The organism is Okeania sp. SIO2F4, from assembly GCF_010672385.1.
GTDB lineage: Bacteria > Cyanobacteriota > Cyanobacteriia > Cyanobacteriales > Microcoleaceae > Trichodesmium.
On record NZ_JAAHGT010000729.1, the window covers coordinates 1 to 4,986 of the forward strand.

The 4,986-nt window shown below is 35.4% G+C and carries 3 protein-coding genes; 1 reads left to right on the top strand and 2 read right to left on the bottom strand.

Features of this window, described 5'->3' with window-relative positions; genetic code table 11:
• The first annotated feature begins 40 nt into the window (after positions 1-40).
• Positions 41-109 carry a transposase-like zinc-binding domain-containing protein gene (locus tag F6K22_RS43680; protein ID WP_483244179.1) on the top strand — a complete coding sequence of 23 codons (69 nt, stop codon included), beginning with the start codon at positions 41-43 and terminating at the stop codon, positions 107-109.
• A gap of 1,094 nt (positions 110-1,203) precedes the next feature.
• Here the strand turns inward: F6K22_RS43680 and F6K22_RS31425 are convergent.
• On the bottom strand, positions 1,204-2,571 hold the full coding sequence (locus tag F6K22_RS31425; protein ID WP_293107303.1) for an NAD-dependent succinate-semialdehyde dehydrogenase: 1,368 nt from the start codon (positions 2,569-2,571) through the stop codon (positions 1,204-1,206).
• A gap of 148 nt (positions 2,572-2,719) precedes the next feature.
• The gene (locus F6K22_RS31430) at positions 2,720-3,982 is read right to left on the bottom strand and encodes an RNA-guided endonuclease InsQ/TnpB family protein (RefSeq protein ID WP_293107306.1); all 1,263 of its coding nucleotides are present in this window, start codon (positions 3,980-3,982) and stop codon (positions 2,720-2,722) included.
• Positions 3,983-4,986 lie beyond the last annotated feature (1,004 nt).

Genomic DNA, 4,986 nt, shown 5'->3' on the forward strand with positions numbered 1-4,986 from the left:
ACGGCGTTGCATAATTGAAGTATGAATTAAGGTAATCGTAATGGAATGTCCAAGGTGTGCATCAACTCATATCCCCAAGAATGGGAAAAAATATAGTAAACAAAATTAGATATGTGTTGATTGTCAACTCCGAGACAGCCCGGGATTCCCATCTATTCAAACAAATAAAAAGGGATATAGACACAGAAAGTATACTTAGTAAATATTATCTCAAACTCAACATCTAATACCAATTTTTAGGTATTAATACTATTATAATCAGACTTAAAAAATTACCCTGATTGAGAAATCAAGAATCTAAGTACAGCAATATTTTAGGTAATTGTTATGACTACTAGCGCATCTAGATTTATTTTGTAGCCAAGGTAACTGGTAAGAAGCTGATAAACTAAGTATTGTCGGAAGTCTTTTTACCTAGAACTTTAGCTTGAATAGACGTTCTGTTGCTAATATCCAATTAATTCAGGACTTACACAGTACCATATATATATAGTGTATAATTCCAGCATTCTTCTGGATATTGTCACTACAATTAGTGTCGTTGCGTAATTCCTGTCGATCTGGTTATATCTTATTTTGATTTTATGGGAAATTGCAAGACAAAAAAACTATTCTTTCTCACATCTTCATCAAATCTTCATCAAACTTCTCTTTTATCTTCATCAAATCTTCATAGAAGTCTCTGACAGACAACTTATATTCTAACATTATTCAGTTAGGGACTTCCAAAAAATAAAATATACAACCAAAGCCAGTAATTCGGAGAGTATGGATGACGTTGAGTTTGAGATTCGCCCCTAGATGGAAAATTGAGGAGTTTCACAGAGAAATTCAACAACGTGCCAGGGCTTGAGTTTTGGATTGGGTCGTCGGGCAAAAATTCAAAAAAATCACATTGCTTGTGCTATGTTGGTCTGGAATCATTTGAAAAAAATGGCAAATCCATGGAGGAAAAACTATTTATCAACTGAAACATCAATTATTATCAAAATATAAGCGTATCTGAACTCAAATATCTGACAATTAAAATGAGAGTTATTTAAGTTTTTATGGATTGTTTAGAATCAGCAAAGCTGGGCGATAGCTATAATTTTTTAAGCGTTTCCCTTTTCGACTGTCGCCGACATGAAAAGTCGAGCTTTGCGCTAGCAATCGCCTAAATTAGTAGATGCTATATATAGTGTTTTTGCGTAAGTCTTTTAATTATTTGACCCAAACAGTCTTAATATTGACAAATTCTAGAATTCCTTCCTTGCTAAGTTCCCGACCATAACCAGAACGTTTAATTCCACCAAAAGGTAGACGTGGATCAGACTTAACTAAACCATTAATAAAAACAGCACCAGCTTCCAGTTCTGAGATTAACCTATCTGCTTCTACTGTGTCTGTCGTCCATGCACTTGCACCTAACCCAAAGGGTGTATTGTTTGCTAATTCTATTGCTTCATCAATATTAGCAACTCTAAATACTAAAGCTACTGGACCAAAAAATTCTTCCTGATAAGCAGGAGCATCTATCGGTATCTCAGCCAAAATTGTAGGAGGGTAAAAACTTCCAGGAAGGTCAGACAAAAGATGACCGCCTGTCAGAACTTTTGCTCCTTTCTCAACAGAAGCTTGTACTTGAACATTTAACTCTTGAAGAATAGATGGAGTTGCCAAGGGACCAATATTAGTATCTGGCAACATAGGGTCTCCTACTTTTAAAGATTCAAATTTTTCTACCAGACGTTGTTGAAATTCATCAGCTATCGCCTCTGCCAAAATAAAACGTTTAGCAGCAATACACGATTGCCCACTGTTTAGCATTCTAGCTGTAACTGCTGTAGACACAGCTTCTTCTAGATTAGCACTTTCTAATACTATAAACGGATCGCTGCCTCCAAGTTCCAAAACAGTTTTTTTCAGATATTTACCTGCTGTTGCTGCCAAACTTGCTCCTGCAGGTTCACTACCAGTTAAAGTTCCTGCTTTTACTCGGTCATCTGCCATAATACCCGCTACTTTATCTGACCCTATTAATAAAGTTTGAAAAGCACCTTCTGGGAAACCTGCTTCTTTAAAAATTTCTTCAATAGCTAAAGCACATTGAGGAACATTAGAGGCGTGTTTCAATAATCCCACATTTCCTGCCATTAAAGCTGGTGCTGCAAATCGAAAAACCTGCCAAAAGGGAAAATTCCAGGGCATGACCGCTAGCACTGGGCCAATTGGTTGATAACGAACAAATGATTTACTAGCATCAGTTTTTGCAGGAACATCAGCCAGAAACTCGGCTGCTTTTTCTGCGTAGTACCGACAGACTGAGGCACATTTTTTAGCTTCGGCGATCGCTCCACTCAGAGTTTTACCCATTTCCAGGCTCATTATTTTACCAAATTTATCAGCATTTTTTTCTAATATCTCTGCTGCTGCTAATAACCATTCTCCACGTTGGGTCATGGAAATTTGACGATATTGGCGAAAAGTTTTTTCTGCCAATTCTAGTTTAGCCTCTATTTGTGCATCTGTGATTGGTTCAAAAGTTTTAAGTATTTCTCCTGTTGCTGGATTAATTGTAGTGATCGCCATCTTTTCTTCTCCTCAAAAATACAAAATCCCCCTCTCATAAGTCAAAATTCAATACTTATGAATATCAATAACTTTAATTTTTTAGCACTTACTCTTTGGGTAATTTAACTTATTTTGACACTCTGCACTCGCTCATAGACGCAGATTCTTAAGCAGTCCAAAATCGAACTCTTAAAGGCGTTGTCAATGCGCCTCTACTTAGTTGACTTAAGTTTAGCTTAAGCCTTCCAGATACTTTTCTGAGAATGTTTGCAGCACCATTGCAGTCGGCATTAATCAAAAAACCCATAGCAGATTTATATAAACCTCGCTTAATACGCTTCCCTGATGCTTCCCAGTTATCGGGTTTTTCACCGTATTTTGGGAGAATATCATTGTCTAAAAACGATGATTGCGAGGTATAAGACTCCTCAGTTTCTACAAATTGCAACCCATATAAGTTGCAAAGTTGCTCAATTCTTTCTTTGAGTCTAGCAGTAGGAATTTGTACAAATTTTTGATTAGTTTTAGTTCCCAATTCAATTGACTGTTTTTGCCCTTTATTCCAACCAAAAACCACTGTACCAATTCCATATTTAAGACAATGATTAATCACCAATTTTGCTGTTTTGTTAACAGCATCACGCATCTGACGATTACGTTTTTCTGTAATTTTAGCTAAACGTTTAGACCAAAAACCTTGTGGTTTATGTTCTTTTAAAGTAGCTATTTGCTTATTGTAATACTTATTTTTGGACTTGAGATGTTTACCATCAATAATAAAGCTATGGCTCTGAGTATCTACACAGGTCAACCAATTGTCTAAACCGTGGTCAATGGAAAGTGCTTGATTGAAATCTAGTTGAACTGGTTGAGTTTTAATTTCATAAATCAACTCAGTATAAAAACAACGATTACGAGGTAAAATTCTAATCTCTTTAATTAAGTCCCAGTCTAGGTTACTCGCCATCGGAATGTAAAAAGCGTCCAATCCAAACCATGCTTTCACCTTGCGTCCTAATGGAACTTTAATTCCTTTATCAGTGAGTTTGAGCCATTTTTTAGGATAAGAAACAGTAAATAGACCTGGTTTTCGATATTTAGGAGGTTTGGGTTTATTTGCTAATTCACCTTTTCTAAACAGCTTAAGTAGTTGTTTAAAACTTCTGAAAGATTCAACAATACCGTTGCATATTTGTTGGGCACTAGAAGCATACATCGCATTAAAGTGTATGTTCCGTTTCATCTGCCCACAAAGTTTGCCTTGAGTGAGAAATTGATTTTCTTTAAACCAGACTTGTCTGGCATAATAAACAGAACAATTGAATACTTTATTGGCCTCGCCACACAAGTATTCTAATATGGCTAATAGGTTTTGCTCAGGATGTAGTAAAACTTGTTGACATCCCATGTTTTTTGTTTTTTTGCTCATATTTTTATGATACTACTAGAAAAGTCAGAACTGCTAATATTTTGCAATATATCAACGACCCTCATCACGCTTGTTTCAACAAGCGTTCGTTTTTCCGCCCCGCTGTAAAAAGACGGGACTACCAAACTCTCGAATTTCCTCCGTGTTTTTTTACGCTGGATGTTAATTGTATCCATATAGTTTTGCCAATTTTTGTTGACTTGATTCAGCTTTCTACCCCATCATAGTTGGTAAGACTAGCCAAACCTACTAATTCTTAACTATCTTTTACATTTTTTTAATTATCAACACAAATACCTAACATGGAGCATAGAGAGTAGTGTTTAATAAAAGATTAAGCCTTCGTGTAGGATTGGGAGGCGATCGCCATTTTTTCTCTCCAAAATATGAAAACCTCTCTATACTCTATGGTTCTTGTGCTTGGAGAGTAGTTATTAATTAATTTTTTTAGAGTTTTCCTATTTCTATTTAGTTAATTTTTACTACTATTTATCTAAAGGAAAATAACTAGGTAGCTTTTCTGTATTCAAAGTTTTTTTGTAAGGATTCAGCCGTCTGCTATCAGCTATTAGCTATTGCTTTTAGTTTTGCCGCTCGAAGCTTTATTATTCAGAATTAAATCTTACTACAGAAGTCATTTTTTAAGTCGATATTCATTTAAATTTTCTCCTTAAGGTTTAGTTTTATTGCGCTCAAGCTGACAGCTAATAACTGAATGCTTAGGTTTTTTTTGACAGTAAGTAACCAGACTCAAATTTTCAAATTTTATAAAACTCCTTCGGTTATTTTTTTTAACGGAGAAGGTTCATCTCCAGGGTATTGTACCTCATATTCTATGGTAAATTTGCGTAATGCTTTTGCGAATTTTACTTGTTCTCTTAAACCAGCACAAATACCAGGGATTACTAAGAAGGATGCTGTTTCCAAACGTGATGATATTTCTCTAAAAAACTCTAGTTTTACATACGATCTTATAGCAGGATTATCTCCTTCTCTGTCATTAA